This window comes from Desulfobacter sp. (assembly GCA_028768525.1).
In the GTDB taxonomy this organism is placed as follows: domain Bacteria; phylum Desulfobacterota; class Desulfobacteria; order Desulfobacterales; family Desulfobacteraceae; genus Desulfobacter.
Map to the genome: position 1 here is coordinate 1,830,972 of CP054837.1, position 18,949 is coordinate 1,849,920.

Below are 18,949 nucleotides of genomic sequence, written 5' to 3' on the forward strand. Positions count from 1 at the left end.
TCCCTCTTTTTACTTTACCGCCTCAATGTTGAGGCTCATATGGAGTCCGTTCTCCTTATCCAGGTGTGGCAGGTATGCCTGGGAATAATCATCAATATCCCGATGCTCCGTGGCCCGCCAGTCCCACGGCCTGACTTTTGAGAACCCCGCCCGCTTGAGCACCAAGGTCAGATAGGCTTCATCAAACATGTTTTTATGGAAATCATATTGATCCCGCTGGCCGCCGCATATCAGCCCATGGAGCCCGGTGTCGCCGTCTCCCAGACCATGCTTCAGATAATAGGTAACAATGGCCCTGAAATCAGGAACTGCGATCCGTAAAATGCCATCGGGTGCAAGCACGCGCCGCCATTCAACCAGGACATCCAAGAACTCCCTGCGGGAAAAATGCTCCAGTACATGGGACGCATATATCAGGGATACGGATGCATCGTTAAAAGGCAGGGTTTCAATACGATGTTGGACATCCAATGATTCCTGGGGACAGATATCGATATTCACAAATCCGGGAATAAACCGTTTCCCGCACCCCAGGTGGAGTTTCAACGTCTTTTGGGCAGCATAGTGATCATTCATATAGCGCACGTTCCAATCACCTCCTTATGCAGACCCGCCTCAGCGAGCCGCTTCAAGCATGTCAATGGCATTTGCAAGCAGTTCATCGCAGTCAAGCTCATAGGTCATAAAGGATTGGTCGCACAGCGTTTCATCAACGGCTTCCACCAGGCGTATAGGGGACGCATCCCAGCGCATTCCCTGGATGAGTGTCCGGCCGTTTTTTTCTTCAACCGAATCCTTTAAAAACTCTTTTGGACCATAAATCAATTTAGGCATATCGGCGATTAAGGAAAAAATCACCCCGCCGCTGCATGGGCCGATATACAAATCACCATGGGAAAACCATGCAATGGTATCGTTTAAAGGTCGGTCCAGGGCCCAGAAAACCGGAACGTTACCGGAAATCTTTTCTTCGATCCGCCTGCACATCTCATCATAGGCATCTTTCCCATGCTGGGGACGAATCCCATCAAAAACCACACCTGCTCCGGGGAAACGCTCAGCCACTCCGTTCACCAGGTAAGCCAGACCGTTACCCTGTCCCACCCAGTTCCGGCTGTAATCGGCTCTAATGGTTATCACCATCAGCGGTGAACAGCCCTTGACCGCTTCCATTTCACAATGGCTCCTGTACGGGATCTCCTGGCGGCAATAAGCCACCCAGGCTTCTCCCACCTCTTTTCGGATGGGTGCACCGGATATGGCCAGCATACTGACGGCATCGCCTTGGATGCTATCCAGAAAAGGCTGTATTCTCAACCGTTTTTCATCCATGCCAAAGACCTTTGAAACCTGGATGCCGGTATCGGCCAGGCAGGATTGGACAAACCCGATTTTTGGAGAATCAATGACCTGCATCTCTTTAATCAAAGACGACCCTTCAGCACAGACCCTGGCAGCATTATACTGCCAGAACTCAATGCTGATATTTCCCCTCATTGCCTGGACGATGCACCTGACCTTCCCCGGTTCACTATTTAAATAGGCGTCCACTTCATCCCGATAGATAAATGCGGCTTCCTTAAAAGCGTTGACCAGGGCGGCAAGGGGATACCAGAAATTTTTTTCCGGTTTAACCCCGGATAATGAATAGAGGGCCATGATAATTTCCCTGCCGGGAAAATACAGGGCCATGGTTGAATAAAAGGAATGTGAAAGCACGTAAAATTCATCACAGCAGTTAAACCGAAAAAACACCGCAGTCTGAATGGGTGTTTCGCCGTGTACCACAAAGGAGTGTCTTGTTTGAAGGGGTTTACCGCAGAATGGGCAATTGTAATGTGCCTTCCCGGTTTTTAAAATGGCATGGGAAAATGGATCCAGTTTTTCGCCGGAATGGTATTTCTGATCAAGAATAATCCTGGTATCGATGCCTGAATGGCGAAACTGATTCTCAATGGTATTGATATTCTGATAATGGAGATAAAAAAAAGTGTAAGGCAGATCAAACCGTAGAACGGACAAGGGGTCCTCGGGGTCAAGGAGTTCCACCCATTTAATATCAGGAGACACCCGTCTTGCCCGGTCCTTTAACCTCAAGGTCCCATCGTCTCTTCCCATGGCAATAACCGCATCACACATGGACAGAAATACATCCGGATCACGGACAGGATTCATTCCCTGGTGAAATGTCCTTGAATCCGGCAAATAAACGCCGACCGGGATTATTCCCTTTAGCCTCCCGGCCAGGTTTGAACTGAACCGCCCAAAATCCGAGGGGCAAACGCCCACACGACAATCCTTAAGCATTTCTGCCAGGCGGGCCACCTTTTCCTCAATTAAATTTAATAACCTCATATGCCACCATCATTAATCTTGATCGATCCGTTCCATTATCACCCTGCCTTGTCCAAGAGATCAAAGGGGAGAGAATAATACCATGGAAAATATCTCATGAGTTCCCCCTTATCCAGTGACAGAATCCTTTTGTCATATACTTTAATGAAATAAGGGTAGCCTTTCTCCTGGGCACCAAAAGAGGCCTTGAACCTGTAAAGGCCTCTTTGGGAGTTCCAGGTCCCCCCGAAGTTCCACCGGCGGATGCCATGGGCCACGGCCCGGGCCATGGCGTGATGTATTAACAGGGGCAGGCCGAACAGGTTGGCCCGATCCGGTTCATATACCGGTACAAGATACTCTGCGGTATGTCCCCACAATGCATACAGCAGCCCGGCAAAGGGGATTCCCTGAAATTCGGCGACATCAATTCTGAATGGGCCTTTGGGAAACAGCTTATCAATGATGCCGTGAAAAAAAGCCCTGGGTTTTGCGATTCCATTTTTGGCGGCCATGCCCCTATTGTGGACATCCACAAACCAGTCCAGGTCATCCATACGAAACGGCCTGACGGTACTTCCTTTAGCAATGGCACTCCTTATATTTTGCCGTTTGGCGGGATGAAACAGGGATAAGAGTTCCGATTTGCTTTCAGGCAATTTGAGCACCTGGGCCATGCGTTTTTCTTCAAAATCAGGGCGCCATAACTTTTTATGGAGGGAGACATCCGGATCAAAGGGGCCGGGATTGACCATGGCGGTTGCCGCCCCCAGATCATGGGCCAGGCCGTCCAATGCGTTGAACAATCCGGGGCCCACCTTGTCAATCTGGCCCGGCTGGCAGAGGATCCCGCCGATACTGCCGAAAAAAGGCAGGGAATTGATCACCCGGCCCGCCCCCCTGTCCCTGGAAATAAACACAGGAAGCGCACCACACAACCGTTTCCGATGATGGGCGGATATAACCTGGCATGTGTCCCCGATAATACTTTCCATAATGCGGATCCAGGGACGGGAGTGGTACAGCAGCCTATGGTGTATGCCGTTTATGAAATCTTCATATCCGGGCACATCCCTTAAAGGGGTAATTTGAATCTTATACGGCTCTGCCATCCTTATACTATTTTCCAGGCCAGTGCGTGACTGTCAATCTTTCGCCCGGCCATTATGACTGCAGGACCTCGTAAATCACAACCCCATGCTGCCCGTACAGTTTTTTCAACCCATACCAAAAGGCATCCGGCTTTTGGGCCAATTTTGCATATTCCCCAAAGGCCCATTCCTGCCCATAGATATAACGGGGATGGTATTTGGACATCACCATATCGAAATCGGCATCCGGCAGAGGATAGTTGCCTGCAAAAATTAAATAGTCTTGTTTGGGCATAACCGCTTTAAAGGCATCAATGGGGAAGCCGATCAGCTCCTTTTTCCCCCAGTAAAGGGCCTGGTAAGCAGAGTAGCCAAAAACAAACACAGGGCCGTCAGGTAAATCATTTAACTTTTCCACGGCTGCTTTATGGGCCTGCCCCCCCTGCTCATGGGCGGCTAATATCTGCGGCACCCGAAAAAGGCAGATCAGTCCTAAAGCAACCGTTAAAAATACCAGGCTCCAAAGCGATAGTTGTGAATGGGCCAGAGCCAGGACGGAAAGAACGATAGAAGGAAACAGGGCAAATTCCAGATAGCGCTCGCCTTCCCCAAGGAATAGGAACAGCCTTGTTTTTGTCACAAAGAAACAAAAGCAGCCGGCCATTGCCCACGCCATGAGGAATCGATAAAAAAGGGGATCTATGGCTTTGGGCGGGGCAAAAAATGCAAACAGAAAAGGTGTCCCGCAGGCAACCAGTAGATGGGGGGCGTATGCCTCGTCAAGGCACCAGTTAAGAAAATTCCGGATCTTCAGCGATTTCAGCTTAGGCCAGCCGTGCTCTTGCCAGCTGCGGGTATAGTCGGCCCATGTTCTGGGAGAGAACCCGATAAAAACATGACGGTAAAAACTGAAATACCAATAGGAATGTACGAGCTGGCTCTTTACGCTTTCAATGGCGGCGCCGCGAAAAATCAGCAGGGATAAAATCAAACCGGCGATTAGTATCAATCCATATGCGGGTGCGGCAATGGTCAGGAATAGTCCGAAAAACAACATGACCTGGTTGCCGAAAACCGAAGAGACCACCATAAAAGAGCAGACCAGGGCAGAAAAGCCTCCCATGGCCATCGAGCCTGTATGTATCGCGGCCATGGCAGAGAGGGCGTGAAAAAGATACAATGTTTCTCCCAGCACCCTTGGGGTGCCGCTGTAGGAACGTGGGCCTGAAGCAGCCCTAAGAATTAAAGGAGAAAAGCAAAAAATGAGGAGTGATGCCAATGGGATAATTTCAGCACCCGGGCCGGTAATATGCCTGGCCAACCAGAATCCTGCGGCCAGAACTGCCAGGGATGAAATCATATCCAGGATTTGGGAAGAAACCCGTTCCACAAAGGGGTGCCAGGATAAAGGTAAAAAAGATAGAAGCCAGGGGAAACCCTGGTTGGCAGAGTACGGATACGGATACCCCACCGGTCTGTATTTAAGAAACCTATTCCGATTTTCTTTAATCAGCCGGGCAATGGTCATGTAAAGATAGACATCGTAGCTGATGGCCAAGGGATATTTTACCCTCAGCATTACACGTACATAAATACTGACCGCAACGATAATGATACAAATGGACAATAACATGGATGGCTCAACCCACTTTAAACTTTAACGGTATATTTAACTAATCGTGGATTAATTAAATCACTACACTCTATGGGGTATAAATTGGGGCCTGCTTCAAAAAAGGTTGTAGACTCTTATCTTATCACCGAACAAACCATTGAGTTGTTGGCTTATCTGATTAAAAAATCTGGGAGAAAGGATGATTACATCTTTGGCAATGTCGAAAATAGCCTCTGCGGGAATCACCGGCAACCCACAGCACCCTCTGGTTTGCTTCTGCTTGTTGTTATCTGCAAAGGCCTTCACATTCAACTGTCCCAGCTTTGTTTGGCTATAAAGTAGACGCCCTGTCCCACCAGCACCAAACAGAACTATGGAGCGGTCTGCCAACAGAGATACCAAGGTGTTGATGGTTTCATAGGTATTCTGATCAAAAAGGTCGATGAGGTGAACCTGGTGATGCGGATACATTTTCCGAATTAAATCGACCCGGTGGTTCTGATTATAGGTCTGGGTATCCAGAACAATATCCCGGGCCAGGTTGCCCAGTTTCTCAAGGGGGTAAACAGAAACACCACCGAACCTACCCAACACCTTCGGAGTGGGTTTAAAATCTGCCACGCCCCGAATGTCAAATTTTTGATTCAATTCCAAAAAACCAAAGCTTTGCTCTGAAAATCCGGCAATAACACATGGCCTGGTTCCGATCTCTTTCGAAACATAGCGGTCCCACCTGGACAGGACATTCCAATCAGCACGGTGCATGGCGTTTGAAACGCCCCGTACCCGTCTTCCTAAAAGGACACGACAATCTTCGAGATTTTGGCAGGCTCTGTGAAAGCCACACTCCCTGGCACGGCCAAGCGCCGCATCAAAATAATCATCCCATGGAAGGTTATCCACTAAACTTGGAAAGGCAAATATGTTTTCATCAATATTCTCAATGCCGGTAATGGAATTGAAAACAAGCTCAAATCCGTATTCGTCGGCAAGGCTCACCACATCCTCCATATGGGAAAGAGTTGAGCGCATCACCAGGGAATGGATTTCAACATCCCAACCCGCCCGCCCGCCGACCAACTCGGAGAGCAGAGCCAAATTCTCATTCAACCGCTCCCAGGATGCCCCTTTTCGAATTTCTTCATATGCACGGCCCACGCCATCCACACTTATGGTAAATCGCATCTTTCTAAGATTACATCGTTCCAAACTGTCAAAGAACTGATTGAGCAATATACCATTGGTTGTGACTTCCAAAATAACCGTATTTATGCGGTGACGTGAAAAGTACTCTAAAGCAAAGCCGAATTCACCGGTAAGAAGCGGTTCTCCTCCCGACATACCGATATGAGCAATGTTGTCCCATCCGTTCTTTTCCAATACCTTAAAAAATGACGGCATGGGAACCCCCGGCTGTTTGACCCCCGAAGCATCGTCCCAGGTGGTGTAACACATCTTACATCTTAAATTACATTCCGACGCAGTCCCCAAAGCAAGATGGAATGGAGGGTATCTTAGAAGGACCTCCCCTTGGCGAAATGCATTTCTTGCCTTTTGAAAGGCTGGAAAACTACGTAGTTCATCTCTAAAAAACACGCCGAAGTCTTTCTCTCGCCCATAACAATGCTCACATGGGGAGCCTTTAATATCATGCTTCACCAGCCGGCTTCGTAGCTCAGTCATTGCATTGCTGTTAAACAGACTTGACAAAAGATCTGGAGATTCCAGTTCTATTTCCGGTAACTGATTAAAAACCATATAACAGCAGGGAGCAAAATGGTCCTGCCGTATAGTCAGATGATACCAGGGCACTGTACACCAGGGAAGAACAGACATATTTCTCCTACTATTTTTTATAGGCTCCTTCAAGACCTGTTCAAAAATCGTCTTTGCCTTACTTCAAGCCAGATTTTTTTTCCTTATGATACATTTTTCAAGGAATAGAACGTCCAAGCCGCTACTAAAAAAAGTTCGAATTGCATCCTTAGGAGAGCAAACGATAGGCTCCCCCTGGACATTAAAGGAGGTGTTTAAAACAATATCAATTTGGCTTAGTTTTGAAAATTCCACCAATAAATCATAATATGCGGAATGTATATTTCGGGAAACGGTTTGAATTCTGCATGAGCCATCCTTATGGGTGATTCCCGGAAGACGCTCTCTAAAATCAGGTCGGACACTGACCACACGCTCCATATATGGGATGCTTTGATTCAACCCACAATCAAAATATCGATGCGCGCTTTGATCAATAACCGAGGCGGCAAAAGGCCTGAAAGGCTCTCTGTACTTTACGCAAGAATTAATCCTGTCTTTTATATCAGGCAGTCTAGGATCCGCCAATATGGATCGAGCTCCCAGAGCCCGTTCCCCAAATTCCATTCCTCCGCTAAACCACCCGACCAGCTTGCCTTGATATATCTCCTGTGCTGCAGCGGCTGAAGGATTGTCACATACGGAGTAGGGGATACCATAATTCTCCAGGGTACTTCGAACAGCCTTTGTAGAAAAACGAGGACCTAAAAACGGGGACGGGGGACGGGAATCCTTTATCCGAGAGCCCTTTTTAAGTTGGCTATGCACCCATAATGCGGCGCCTACCGCCCCGCCGTTGTCAGCAGCAGCATAGGGAATAAACACCTGATTGAAAGGTGTATTACCAGTGATTTTGCCATTTGCAAGGGAATTCATAAAACACCCGCCAGAAACTGCCAGCTCAGTCATACCGGTCTTTTCATTAAGGCGTTGTAACAGGGTGAACAACATTTTTTCAAAAATGTACTGAGCCCCTGATGCGAGATCAAAATGATGGGGCATCATCTTTTCACATCTTGAACGCGCCGGTATCCCTATAGCTTTCTCCAGTTTTTTAACGCCGTACCCGCCCTTTTTCATATTGGCAAAATCAATGTACCTTTGATTTATATACCATTCGCCGTCTGCTTCATCCCACACAATGAGTTCCGCCAATTTATCTGAAAAGACATTGGGATCTCCATAAGCCGCAGCCCCCATTACCTTCCATTCATCGCAATTTGGCATGAATCCTAGAAATTCTGTTATGGCGGCATAAAATATTCCCAGAGAATGGGGATAAGGAATCTTTTTCTGGATCTGAATTCCATTTGAACCGAAAACCCCACAGGTAACCGAGTCAATTTCACCGTATTCGTCAACAACGGCGAATGCACCTCGCTCAAAAGGGGCATGAAGCACACAATGGGCGGCATGGCTCAAGTGGTGATTGACAAAATAAATGGGTTGATCTTCTGCCATTCCAAGGTGCAGCCGCAGAGCATCCTTAGGCTCGGATGAGGGCGAATGGAAATCCATCAAATTGTTCGGCACGATATACAGCCATTCAGGATCATACCTTCGCCACCGCGTAAAGCCTGACATATTAATATGACGCATATTCATTCCAGGGTTCCATGACACGGCAATGGCATCGCAATCATTAAGAGAAGATAGTTTCCCGGTTTCAAGGCAATAGGCAATGGAATGCCGCGGGAATGAGCTATCCCTTTTTATCCTAGAAAAACGTTCCTCTGACGCGGCTGACTCAACACACCCATCTTTTAGCAGGCATGCCGAAGTTTGGGCACCATTTATACTCAAACCAAGTATTTTACACATAAAATGCTATCCTATCTTATGTTGTCTCCCCCGAAACAGCAAAATCCTCACACTGTATCCGAACCATCTCGAATTACACAGGATCGTTCCAATTTCCATTTTAGAAAGCCACATCCAAGCCTGAGCGTTCAGCGACCAAGTATTGACCAATAGTCACTATGGGCATCAAAGTTATCCTGAAATAAAAAAGTATGGCGATAAAGGTTATAGGTATTCTTAACCACTTCAGGCTTGGCGTATAGAAGGTCTATGACGCCATCCATTAATTCATTCTTTTTATTGGATGCAAGCAATACCGCGTCCACATCCATGGTTTGCAGACTCTCAGGTGGCCCCACCTCATATCCATCCAGTAAGGTCCCCCATCTTTCAGGGTCACTGTCCACAATGCCCATAATTCGATGATTGTCCCTTGGACTTAAAACAAGGTCTCTATAGTACAGTTCATAGTGTCCCCGGGTTCCCCATACGGCAAGCTTCCGTCCACGGATTGACTGAACGGAAACACTGTTTTCATCAAGCTTTGCTTGATACTGCTCATATGCCCAACTGAGAAATGAGGTTTTCAAAGGCAGTTTTTTCTGTTTGGTAGCCATGAACATCAGATTGAAACGGCTTAAATCAAAGGAATTTCTACTATTGTGCAAATCCCCTTTAATCTCGTAGACGGTGTTTCGACTCAAATTGTCACAGACAAATGCCTTTATATCCCCGTATCCGTTGGATTCATAAAAACGCATCATGGCATGAAGGTTCAAAAGCCCCTGAACATGTCCAAGAGGATCTAACATGGTGGTGTGAACCACACGCCCCCCAACAGCAAGCATGTTATTGATATTTTTAAACAACTGAAGTCTATCAAAGACATGATGACCTGTGCACCCGTCCAGGATCAGGTCGAAACGATTCCAAAGTTCTTCCGGCACCGGGTTGCCTAGGTCATATTCATAGGCCTTCGGCGTATGGGCTAAAATATCGATGTTGATTACACTATCAAACCCCATTAGAAACAAAAAGACGTTGGCATTTACGGTTTTTGAAGATTGTTTTTCATAGAGATCAAAAAATTCATATCTCGTTTCTCGGCTAAGAGGGGCAAATGTAATCCCCTGTTTCAACATCAGTTTAATCAATTCAGGATAACTGATATGCAGGGTCTGAGTTCCTAAAGTTGCCGCTCTTCCTTGAGTGGGCCGGTAGTCCGACAAATATTCTGTAAGAATTTGTATTTCCGATTGTGAAAACGCCATGGTTTCACATCCTTTTTGATATATATCCCATAGACTTACTCTGCCTTCAAAATCCCTGACAGCATTGTTTGATAACCTGAATCCCTTACTTTTTCCGACATGGACGCCTTTTCCTTCAAGTTAAAATTATGCCTGCAATACTCACATCGGTAATAATTTCCTTTGCTTTCCATGTATTTTTTCCGAAATTGCTTTGCACGATCACTGTGAAATGCCCCCAGCGCCCCTCCGGGTTCGAAAATAGAGCCCAAATACATGGGATCATGCTCTCCCAATCCCTGGAAATCCAATTTACAGCAAGGAATCACTCTGCCGTCTGTATCTATGGTGATTCCTGAAAACACATTCGGGCAAAAAGGACCTCGCTCACCGTTTAAAACTACCTTGTGGACAGCCACACCCTTTTTATAATCCGGTTCATATATATCAAAATTCGTTTTTATCCTAGGCCGCCATTTTTCATAACTTTCCAATGATGTATATAGCCCATTGAATTGTTGCATGTTTTCAAATGTTTCAGGTGGCATGAAGAAGTCGAATTTTAAAGTAACATTCGGCAATTTCGAATAATAAGCAACAGCTTCATCCATCTGGGTTTCGGTAATTGCATTTACCAAATACTTGACAACGATATTCGTTTTCATCCCACGACGGTCCACCTCATCAGTAAACCTCTCCAACCGATTCTGGACATTTTCCAGTCGCCCGTTTTTACGAAAACCACCGTATACATCCTGGGTCATACCGTCAATTGAGAACATTATATTACTGATCCCGGTGTCCGCCAGACGTACCGGGTCCACACATGCCCCTGTCGTGTCAATCTCAACGCGGCACCCCTCAGTTTCGGCATACTCAACCATGGCATAGACATCAGGATTCAAAAAATTCTCACCCGGAGAGTAGAGGCCAATCTGAGTTTTATACTGTTTGAACTCATCAACAATCCTCTTAAACGTGGAAAAAGGCATAAATCTGGGTTTATTCCTCCAATCTTGCTTCCACTTTTCAGAAGACGTATGATAGCAACCCGGGCATGCATAAGTACATTTCCAAGATCCGAACACAGTGATATAATAAGGGATATATTCCGAAGTATTCTCCATAATCGTCTCCATTATCCTAACGCCAGTGCGCAAGCAATTTTAGTGATTCATCCAGAAACCCGCTGAAATCCAGAAACATCTTTTCAGCCATGGAAAGGCAGTGATTGTGAACAACTCGGCAATAGGCCCGTTTGCTTTCGTTCTTCGGCGGGGAGCCATAGACGGCAGATTTGAACCAAGCCAGGGACCGGAAGGCCTCATGCGCCTTGCACACGGTATCGTATACCCCTTGGTCCGAATAGCAAGGCGGCAGTTTAAGCCCCTGTTTCAACGGAAGCCCAAACAAAACGCAATTTAACAGATCAAGGTACTGGGACAACTGAAAGCTCTCAGGAGAGGCCCCTATCCCCTGCCAAAGTCTATCCCCCAGAGGGGTCCCCCAATAGGGCATATAAGGTCGCATCTGCACACGAAGATTCGGGTGTGCCCCATAAAACTCAGTTAAATTTCTGATACATCGGGAAAGTTTTTCACTATCAACAGGGTCCCCCAAAACAGCATCAACGCCTACCAGTATGTTGCCTTCAAAACCTAAACCAAGGGTATGGCCATATTCGATGACATCACCTAAATGTGCCACATCATAAGGTTTACCAATTTTTTTTTGAATCACAGGATCCAGTGTTTCAAGACCGAAAAATACGGTTTCTATTCCAGCGCGGCGAACCATATTTACCGTGTCACAATCCATATCCGTGACGCGCATACCCAATGTGTTGTATAAAGCCAAATAAGGGTGGGCAGCTATTTGGGCAAGAAAGCTTGTTTTCAGGTCGGTGAATTCCATGATATTGGCGTCTAAGACATCAATTCGTGTGACCTGGTGGGTTGAATACAAAAATTCAAGATCCGCCCATATCATATCCAGGGGTTTTGCCGCAAGCCCGGATTTTCTCTTGCAAAACGCTGTTTGATGGCAAAACAGGCACCCTGAAGAACATCCCAGAGACAGGTAATATCCAGTTCCCATACCACCCACTTCTTTTCTCAGGGTGCTTAATGGATTTAAAAGCCGGTGGTACGCACGGGAAAGCCTAAAATCTGCTCCGAAACCCATTGGATAGCAGGGTTCAACAATGCCCTCCACATCCTTTTTGAACCACCCGTCACTTTCCCAAGGGAAGCCTCTGACCACACAATGGAACAATTGGCTGTTTGCAAATATCTGGGGAACAAGTGTCTGATGCAACCCGCCGGTGATGATTCTGACCCTGGGATCCGCCTTGAGGAGCGCGATACACTCAAAAAATAACTTTTCGGTGCCGTTCGGCATGCAATGCCAATAATGCCAGAGAAATACACTTACACTGGCATCAGGGCAAGAAAGGGCCGAATCAAGAGCCCTGGTAACATATTTAAGGTCTCCGGCATCCTGGACAAACACCACGGCCATATCTTCCATATCCATTCCGGTTTGGTCAGCAAGATAGCAACATGAATACAGGCCGAACTCCGGGGTGACGGGATAGTGCCTGAATTCTATGAAAACCATTTTTCCGGGGAAATTATCCATCACAGACCTCTCCTTTCACCTTCTACGCTCCTTAAAATCTATGAACGGCTTTTTTATTTTCCAAATCAGAAACCAGAGTAGGACTTTGACTCCCATACGCAATACATCAAGCTTTTTTCCCGGCTCACTTACACAAGAAAAGGCATTCCAAAATTCCCTGAGAACAAAAAAATAGGTCCGTGTGATAAACCGCCATCTCAGGTGGCGTACCCTTTTATTTCCGTGTATAAAATCCTGGAGGGCCCACGAGAACCTTATAATTTTATAGATCTGTTTCTCGGTGAGATGTTCGATATAGGGAGGCATGGTTTTCAAGACAGGGCTTTCAACATAACAGAGGTCCACCTTGAAATCATCATCAAACCAATCGAACGCCTCGGACAACACGCCCCTTTGATGTGCCATATTCTCAAGCTCGGTTTTAGGCATTATAAAAAGCGGAGACAGACCGCTGAACCCCTTATGGTATGCCAATTGCTCTATTACCCGTAATGTCTCCCATGCTTCTTTGAGCGTCTCGCCGGGAAAGGATATGAGGGTGAAATATCCATAAGCAATCCCCAGACGGTTACATTTTTTGGCGAATGAGGTGACTTGCGCAAGTGATGTTTTCCGCCGCATCAGTTTCATGATTTTTGGCGATCCGGTCTCAATTGCAAAATGTATTGAAATACAACCGGCACGCCGCATTAAAGAGAGTAGATCCAAGTCAATATCCGGCCTGGTTTCACAATACCACTCGATATCTATATCGCGGTCAATCAACTCCTGGCATAACTTGCGGACAAATGCGGGCCTGGATCCGAATGAGGGATCTGTGAATAAAAAGTACTTTGTATGATATTTTTCTTTGAGTTCAATAATGCGTTCCATTAAGAACTCAAGGCTCATCCCCCTGAAAACCTCACTCTGGTTCATGCAGTAGACACATCTATTTACGCACCCTTTGCTCACTAAAAGGGGGAAAGCCCTTATATCGTCACGCCATTCAAGGTTCGGCATGGGTTGTAGGATATCATACCCCGGCTTTCGGACCAGATCCAGTTCAACGTAAAATCGTTCGAAATGCATCTCTACAGGACGCTTTTCATTCAGGCAAATTTGCTCCTGGTCTCGAAAGGAAAGACCTTTAATGCCATGATAGGGCTGGTTTACATCCATGGCCCGGACCAATTCGGCCATGGTGTATTCTCCGTCACCGCTAATGACAAAATCAACTTCCGGCACCCGGGCAAGTGTCTCCTCGGGGAAAAAACCGAAAAACACCCCCCCGACAACAATCTTTGACCCGGGAGAAACCTGTCTCAGCTTTTTGATAAGATCAATGGCCATAAACCGGTTGGCGGCCAAACAGGTAACACCTATCAAATCATATGAACTAGACTGGAGTTCCTCAACCAGCAAGGACTCATCCTCCATGACAAGGTCAAAATAGTCAATTTCACATAGTTTTATCCGCTTCAGGTAATTCACAATATAGACAATGCTGAACGGGAAAAAGGCCATATTCTTTTCAGGCCTTTGGCCCGGAAACGCCTGGGGATTTATTAATAACACCCTTTGACTGGTTTCAAAATTGTAAGACAACATATTCATTTGAATGTCACTTTATAAATTTCTTTGCCGTGAAAAGCACTCAGCCAAAATCGGCCCGGCTCTACCGCCTCTGTGTAGGCAAGTGAAAAATAAGCATCCCCCCGAATGTCTTTACGGTTAGACAAATTGTAAAATCTGCATTCAGAGCAATCCTCTGGGAACCATGCGACCCCGCCATAAAGGGTAACGAAAACACCAAAATCCCCGGCCATGATTTCCACAGGATAACCGCACAAAGGAATATGCCTCACCGGTATGAGCCGTTCCGTATCGTGGCTGAATTGAAAAATGATCAAGTGGGGACTCGGCTGAAACCCTATTACATAAAATCGCCCAGAATAATATCTGATGGCTCCTAGAGCCTGACCTTTGTACATGATCTCACCCGTTACCTCACACTGGTCGGTCATGCGAGTAAGACGTATAATATAACTTAATGGACCATGAATAGCTGTTACAAAAATATCGTCTCGCGCATTACATATTCCCCTTGGACTCAATCCGTCCATGTGCTCCCCAAGGACCCGGACCTGGGTGTATTTCACCCTCGAATCCGCTGGTGAAAAAACAGCCACCTCTGGTAAAAGGTCTGGGAAAAGGAGTTCATTTCCATTGTTGCAGCCGCCAAACGCCCAAAATCCTTTTTTAAATGTCAATAAAGGCTCCCCTGCGCCCTGAACTCCGTGGAGGAAACAGGTTTCACCTCTAAATGTTATATATTGCAATTGAGCTTCATTACTTAGCAGGCTCATTACGAATTGATTGGCTGAAATATTGAACCGTTCTTCAATCTCCATATGCCCCTTCTCGGGTACAGAAATCTGCCTTTGATTCAAATTGGCGACCCCCCCTCTGAGCAAGGGGGAGGTGTTGGTTCCGACCTGGGGAATCAAACATTCCAATAACGGCATAGTTAACACTCAACCATATAGGCGTTATCGAAATCAGAAGTGCTCAATCCTGCTATCTTCCTGTAGAGGACCAATGTTTCGCGATCAATGATCTTTACTTTAGCCTTGCCAGCTATGCCTGCTCTTACCTTTCCCTGAACAATTTGCTTTTCAATATCAAGAAGCACGGAGGGGAAACCAATACTTATGGCACCGTCCACCGCATAGCATTGGGGCATATTTTGCCGCCCATAAATTTCAAGTCCGGTTTCAAGGTTGAGCATCCGTCCTGTCGCCGTCTGTTTCCAACTGCAATTAGGGCCATTAAAAGGCAGTTCAAATCCACAGTTTTCACCGTTGGGGTTCATAAACTTCCCCATGATACAGAAGACCCCGCTGCACTCAGGAATAACCGGCAAGTAAATCTGGCGGGAATCATAAAAAACATTGTCCACCGATTTCTCTCCGTCTTCCCAGGACAGAATGACAACATCCCAATCATCCATTTCCATGGCGTCTTTTATGCGTAAATAAAAGCCTCCGTCTTGTTCTGAGATCACTAGGGGAGGATCATTGGGAAGAAAAGCCCCCCCAACAGGTTTCCCTTCGCCAATCCAGTCGATTTTGTTTGGGGGGACATGAAAAACGCATCGACCGGCAGTGTCAAAAACAGCAGCAATGCTGTTCTCGGGAACCTCCTGCATTGAGGCAAAAGATAAAGGCCGTGAATCACCCAACCTGGTTCCATCCCACACCCTTTGACTTGCATATGTTACATCGTTTCCCGGTACAGGCTGGACACATGGCCGGGTCACATATTTTTTGGTCTCAAGGCATGTCCTTTTTTCAAAAAGATGTATATAAGAAATGTGAGATTGGGATATATATTGCTTCATCTGGGCAGGATGATCAAATGGTTCACTGACAGAAACGCATATTTTCTCCGGAGTCTTTACCCATTGTTTATAAATTTCACCGGCATGTTCTTCAACAATACCCGGCATTCTAAATTCTTTAATAAGCAACGGCCCATTTATGCCGAATTTCTTTAATTGGTCAATTGCATGTGAGGTTCCACGGGGTAAAAATTCAATGTTGTTCTGACCGACAGATTCCTCAATATACATAACGGGGCAATGGCCCTTCAATCTCTCAAAGACTATAGAATTATCTGTTACAAGACAAAGCCGCCCTACCCAACTCCAATTTTTCAGCTCTTCAATCTCCCTCTTCAGTATATCCATACCATCGGAAGATAACCAAAACGTTTCCTCATCCCCCAAACACACAGGAACAAGCGTTGTTATTTTTTTCTCACCCATAATAATCAACAAACCCTGCGTTCAAAACCGCTTCTGCATATTTAAGATCTTCCGGTTCATCTATATCAACCAGAGATGCCAAATCAGAAACAGGATATACATAGGTACCTCTGTTTAAATGGTGCCTTCTCGTGGCGGTTATCAGTCCGTAGGGACGGTAATGCACCTGGGGCGCCCCAGGTAAAGACAGGGGATAGATATATCCCTGTCGATTCAATCCCACGAATTTACCAGGCGGGGTATTTATTTTGCGCACTGTGGTAAACGTATCACACTTATGATCCAGCAAAGCAGAAACGGCGGCCTTAAACATATGCCGGGTCCGAAAAGGATGGGTCGGATAAAGGACCATAGTAACTGCAACATTTTCCCCCGCTTTAATTAAACGACTCTGGGCGTGACAGACCGCCTCGCCGGCGCTACTGTCATCCCTGGCCATTTCCACCGGTCGAAAGAAAGGGACTTCTCCCCCCCATTCCCTTGCCACCTCGGCAATTTCTTCATCTTCAGTAGAAACAATAATTCGGTCCACAACACGACTCATTTTTGCCGCCTCAATGGTCCAAGCGATCAATGGCTTCCCGCCCAGTATCTGAATGTTTTTTCTATGAATTCCCTTGGAACCGCCCCTGGCCGGGATAATGGCAATTATTTTCCCTTTGTTTCTTTCAGGCATCCAGATTCCCCACAGGTTCAAAAGACGTATCAATGAAAGTTCTTAAAAAACCTTCAACATTCAACAATGACCAGATAAGCAAACGCCTGTTGACCTTTCCGTTGAGATGCTCCGTCACCAGGTCCTGAACTGTTTTCCGGTCCAGAAATTCATAGATGGCCGCCCGGCTGTTGAATACAACTGCCTTCACATAATCCATGCTTTCGCCCTTGAACCAGCTGGCATCCGGTGCTGAAAAGCCCTGTTTGATGTTCCTGGTGATCCGTTCCGGTAAGAATTCTGAAGCCGCCTCCCTTAGGATCAGTTTCCCGTCCCGTGTTTTATTGAAATATTTTTTTGTCTTGTTGCCGGGTTCATTTTCATTGAGCCGGATGACTTCGGAAAGGTTTCCCAGTTTCATCCCCACCGGGATCTGCATGGCGAAATCCACCAGGTCATTGTCCAAAAAGGGCACCCGGGTTTCCAGTCCATGGGCCATACTCATCTTGTCTTCAATGACCAGAAGGCCGTGGAGAAATGTTTTTGCTTCAAAATATAGGGAGTAATTAATATAGTCTTCAGGGGACTTGGGCGGCTTGTCGCATCCGTTAAACACATCATGGAAGATATCCCGGGTCCAGACATGGGAGACATCTTTCCAAACGGGTTGAAATACTTTATGGATAGACCTGTTTGGGATTAATCGCTGCCAGTACCGGTAATATTTATCAACATAGCTTTCAAAATCGCCGTTTCTGGCTGCCCGGTAGTATCGCCATGGATATCCTGCAAAGAGCTCATCGGCACCGGTGCCGGCCAAAACCACCTTGACAAATTTGCCGGCCAGCCGGGCCACATAATAATTGGGATAACACTGACCGACCCTCGGTTCTTCTACATGGCAAACCAGTTCCGGCATAATCCGCTCCATGTCCCCGGCCTTGAGCACCATCTCATAGTGCTCGGTACCGAAACGATAGGACATGTACTCGGCAAGTTGCCTTTCGTCAAATGCCAACTCCATGCCCGAGGCCGAATTCAGGTCGAATCCGCAGGTAAACGATTTGATATAGGGTAGTTCCCGTGCAGCAATGGCAGTGATTGAGCCCGAATCCATGCCGCCGCTCAGGTATGCCCCCAGTTCAGTATCACTTCTAAGCTGACGTTTAACCGCCTGGGAAAGCAGATGGTTGAGGTGCTCGACATATTGGTTTTTTGAAAGCGGCTTTTCCGGCTCCCGGAAATGATAGTCCCAAAAGCGGAGGAATTGCAACGGCCCTCCCGGTGAAGCCTCCCTGCCCACCAGACAGCAACTCCCCGGAGGAAACATATGGATGCCCCGCATCAGGGTCCGGTCGGTAAAGATATTCTGGAACGTAAAATACTCCACCAGGGCCTCAAGGTCCACCTTCCGTTGAAACCCCGGATATTGTAATATGGCTTTCTGCTCCGATGCAAAGAGCAATTTCCCCTTGAAAAAAGTGTAGTACAAGGGCTTTATCCCATAACGGTCCCTGGCCAGAAAAAGGGTTTTGTCTACTGCATCCCAGATGGCCAGGGCGAACATCCCGTTGAAACGTCCCACACAATCCTGACCCCATTGGGCATAGGCCTGCAGGAGAACTTCGGTGTCTGTCTGAGACCTGAATGTACGTCCCAGGGTTTCCAGTTCCCTGCGAAGTTCAAGATAGTTATACACCTCTCCATTATAAGCAATGGTGTACCGCCCATTGGAATCGGACATGGGCTGGGCGCCTGCCGGGCTCAGGTCAATCACCGCAAGGCGCCTGTGGCCCAGGCCCAGGCCGCCGTCAGTAAAAATCCCCTGTCCGTCCGGCCCCCTGTGGGCAAGGGTCCGGGTCATTCGGGTCAGGATGACCTCATCGGCGACACCCTGGGTTAGATCCAATATGCCTGCAATACCGCACATTCTAATGCAAT

Annotated in this window: 14 protein-coding genes; all 14 read right to left on the bottom strand. The window is 46.9% G+C overall.

The features are described from left to right. Positions 1 to 9: 9 nt before the first annotated feature. Complete coding sequence (locus tag HUN04_08460; GenBank protein ID WDP93215.1) at positions 10 to 546, bottom strand: methyltransferase domain-containing protein; 537 nt, start codon at positions 544 to 546, stop codon at positions 10 to 12. A gap of 69 nt (positions 547 to 615) precedes the next feature. Continuing rightward, positions 616 to 2,175, bottom strand: a complete 1,560-nt coding sequence (locus tag HUN04_08465; protein WDP89740.1) for a hypothetical protein — start codon at positions 2,173 to 2,175, stop codon at positions 616 to 618. A gap of 218 nt (positions 2,176 to 2,393) precedes the next feature. Further along, on the bottom strand, positions 2,394 to 3,446 hold the full coding sequence (locus HUN04_08470; GenBank protein WDP89741.1) for a peptidoglycan bridge formation glycyltransferase FemA/FemB family protein: 1,053 nt from the start codon (positions 3,444 to 3,446) through the stop codon (positions 2,394 to 2,396). 52 nt (positions 3,447 to 3,498) lie between these two features. After that, positions 3,499 to 4,482: a hypothetical protein gene (locus HUN04_08475; protein ID WDP89742.1), complete on the bottom strand. Its 984-nt coding sequence runs from the start codon at positions 4,480 to 4,482 to the stop codon at positions 3,499 to 3,501. Between the two features lie 672 nt (positions 4,483 to 5,154). Further along, a complete protein-coding gene (locus HUN04_08480; protein WDP89743.1) occupies positions 5,155 to 6,495 on the bottom strand; it encodes a hypothetical protein in 1,341 nt (446 codons plus the stop codon). A 444-nt stretch (positions 6,496 to 6,939) separates the two neighbouring features. Further along, positions 6,940 to 8,676, bottom strand: coding sequence for a hypothetical protein (locus tag HUN04_08485; GenBank protein WDP89744.1), 1,737 nt, complete (start codon positions 8,674 to 8,676; stop codon positions 6,940 to 6,942). A 128-nt stretch (positions 8,677 to 8,804) separates the two neighbouring features. Continuing rightward, on the bottom strand, positions 8,805 to 9,926 hold the full coding sequence (locus tag HUN04_08490; protein ID WDP89745.1) for a hypothetical protein: 1,122 nt from the start codon (positions 9,924 to 9,926) through the stop codon (positions 8,805 to 8,807). 35 nt (positions 9,927 to 9,961) lie between these two features. Then, positions 9,962 to 11,032: a radical SAM protein gene (locus tag HUN04_08495; protein ID WDP89746.1), complete on the bottom strand. Its 1,071-nt coding sequence runs from the start codon at positions 11,030 to 11,032 to the stop codon at positions 9,962 to 9,964. A 16-nt stretch (positions 11,033 to 11,048) separates the two neighbouring features. Then, positions 11,049 to 12,545, bottom strand: a complete 1,497-nt coding sequence (locus HUN04_08500) for a hypothetical protein (protein ID WDP89747.1) — start codon at positions 12,543 to 12,545, stop codon at positions 11,049 to 11,051. A 15-nt stretch (positions 12,546 to 12,560) separates the two neighbouring features. Continuing rightward, positions 12,561 to 14,141, bottom strand: coding sequence for a B12-binding domain-containing radical SAM protein (locus HUN04_08505; protein WDP89748.1), 1,581 nt, complete (start codon positions 14,139 to 14,141; stop codon positions 12,561 to 12,563). After that, positions 14,138 to 14,938: a hypothetical protein gene (locus HUN04_08510; GenBank protein WDP89749.1), complete on the bottom strand. Its 801-nt coding sequence runs from the start codon at positions 14,936 to 14,938 to the stop codon at positions 14,138 to 14,140. Before HUN04_08510 ends, HUN04_08505 begins: the two co-directional genes overlap by 4 nt. 116 nt (positions 14,939 to 15,054) lie before the next feature. Then, on the bottom strand, positions 15,055 to 16,353 hold the full coding sequence (locus HUN04_08515) for a hypothetical protein (protein ID WDP89750.1): 1,299 nt from the start codon (positions 16,351 to 16,353) through the stop codon (positions 15,055 to 15,057). Further along, positions 16,346 to 17,029 (bottom strand): acylneuraminate cytidylyltransferase family protein, encoded by a 684-nt coding sequence (locus HUN04_08520; GenBank protein WDP89751.1) that lies wholly within the window; start codon positions 17,027 to 17,029, stop codon positions 16,346 to 16,348. Before HUN04_08520 ends, HUN04_08515 begins: the two co-directional genes overlap by 8 nt. Beyond that, positions 17,022 to 18,938, bottom strand: a complete 1,917-nt coding sequence (gene asnB / locus HUN04_08525) for an asparagine synthase (glutamine-hydrolyzing) (GenBank protein WDP89752.1) — start codon at positions 18,936 to 18,938, stop codon at positions 17,022 to 17,024. The genes HUN04_08520 and asnB overlap by 8 nt, the downstream gene beginning before the upstream one ends. Positions 18,939 to 18,949 lie beyond the last annotated feature (11 nt).

Bases quoted from the DNA above. Each gene is read 5' to 3' on its own strand.
- HUN04_08465 (WDP89740.1), bottom strand. From the start codon at position 2,175: ATGAATCCTGTCCGTGATCCGGATGTATTTCTGTCCATGTGTGATGCG.
- HUN04_08470 (WDP89741.1), bottom strand. From the start codon at position 3,446: ATGGCAGAGCCGTATAAGATTCAAATTACCCCTTTAAGGGATGTGCCC.
- HUN04_08475 (WDP89742.1), bottom strand. From the start codon at position 4,482: ATGTTGTTTTTCGGACTATTCCTGACCATTGCCGCACCCGCATATGGA.
- HUN04_08480 (WDP89743.1), bottom strand. From the start codon at position 6,495: ATGTGTTACACCACCTGGGACGATGCTTCGGGGGTCAAACAGCCGGGG.
- HUN04_08485 (WDP89744.1), bottom strand. From the start codon at position 8,676: ATGTGTAAAATACTTGGTTTGAGTATAAATGGTGCCCAAACTTCGGCA.
- HUN04_08490 (WDP89745.1), bottom strand. From the start codon at position 9,926: ATGGCGTTTTCACAATCGGAAATACAAATTCTTACAGAATATTTGTCG.
- HUN04_08495 (WDP89746.1), bottom strand. From the start codon at position 11,032: ATGGAGAATACTTCGGAATATATCCCTTATTATATCACTGTGTTCGGA.
- HUN04_08500 (WDP89747.1), bottom strand. From the start codon at position 12,545: ATGGATAATTTCCCCGGAAAAATGGTTTTCATAGAATTCAGGCACTAT.
- HUN04_08505 (WDP89748.1), bottom strand. From the start codon at position 14,141: ATGAATATGTTGTCTTACAATTTTGAAACCAGTCAAAGGGTGTTATTA.
- HUN04_08510 (WDP89749.1), bottom strand. From the start codon at position 14,938: ATGGAGATTGAAGAACGGTTCAATATTTCAGCCAATCAATTCGTAATG.
- HUN04_08515 (WDP89750.1), bottom strand. From the start codon at position 16,353: ATGGGTGAGAAAAAAATAACAACGCTTGTTCCTGTGTGTTTGGGGGAT.
- HUN04_08520 (WDP89751.1), bottom strand. From the start codon at position 17,029: ATGCCTGAAAGAAACAAAGGGAAAATAATTGCCATTATCCCGGCCAGG.
- asnB (WDP89752.1), bottom strand. From the start codon at position 18,938: ATGTGCGGTATTGCAGGCATATTGGATCTAACCCAGGGTGTCGCCGAT.